Here is a 909-nt window from a genome sequence, read left to right as displayed (position 1 = left end):
CCCGAACCGCAACCGGTCGCACCGCCGCGTACATGGCGTGAAGCCGTGGCCTATGTGTCCGGTCGCGACGCCATGCTGCACGGGCATCTGCGCCACGCCACGCATGTGGTCACCTTCGCGCCGCCGCTGATCGAGATTCGCGTGGAACGCAACAGCCTGCCCGGTCTCGCCCGGCGGCTGGAAAGCCTGCTGCGCGAAGGTACGGGAGATCCAGCGTGGCAGGTCCGCCTGTCCGATGCACAGGGCGAGCCGACCCTGGCCGAACAGGGGGCGGAGATCATCCAGTTGCACCGCGCGGCGGCGGCGGCCCATCCGTTGGTGCAGGCGGTGATGGAGGTCTTCCCCACCGCGCGGCTGGGAGAAGTCACGGATCACGCCCTTGATGATTATGGCCTGCCGCCCGAGGAAATGGCGGGTGGCGCATTGGCCCCGGATCTCGAATTCGCGCCCCTCGATGCCGATCTGGTTGATGAGGACGATCTGGATACCGACGATTTTGCCTGAGGAGGAATACGGAACATGAAAAATCTTGCCGGCCTGATGAAGCAGGCCACCCAGATGCAGGCCCGCATGGAAGAAATGCAGGCCAAGCTCGAAGCCATGACGATCGAGGGCAGCGCCGGTGCGGGCATGGTCACCATCACCATGAACGGCAAGGGCGACATGAAGGCGATCAGGATCGACCCGAAGCTGGCCGACCCGGCGGAAATGGAAATGCTTCAGGATCTGATCCTTGCCGCCAGCGCCGACGCCCGCAAGAAGCTGGACACCACCGCCAGCGAGGAAATGAAAAAGGTTACCGGCGGCCTGAGCCTGCCCGGCGGGATGAAATTCCCGTTCTGATCCGGCGCGCGGGGGAACCATGAGCGGCAGGGGTGAAATCGACCGGCTGGTGACCTGCTGGCGCGC

The 909-nt window shown here is 65.0% G+C and carries 1 protein-coding gene and 1 pseudogene; both read left to right on the top strand.

Annotated elements, in window-relative coordinates:
* A pseudogene (locus JCM25156_RS26110) lies at positions 1-504 on the top strand (DNA polymerase III subunit gamma/tau); the annotation flags it as partial.
* A gap of 15 nt (positions 505-519) precedes the next feature.
* Positions 520-843 carry a YbaB/EbfC family nucleoid-associated protein gene (locus JCM25156_RS18345; RefSeq protein WP_025814284.1) on the top strand — a complete coding sequence of 108 codons (324 nt, stop codon included), beginning with the start codon at positions 520-522 and terminating at the stop codon, positions 841-843.
* The last annotated feature ends 66 nt before the right edge of the window (positions 844-909 follow it).

Source organism: Komagataeibacter kakiaceti JCM 25156 (assembly GCF_000613305.1).
Note: the sequence above shows the minus strand (reverse complement) of the source record. Positions and strands in the feature narration are given on the sequence as shown.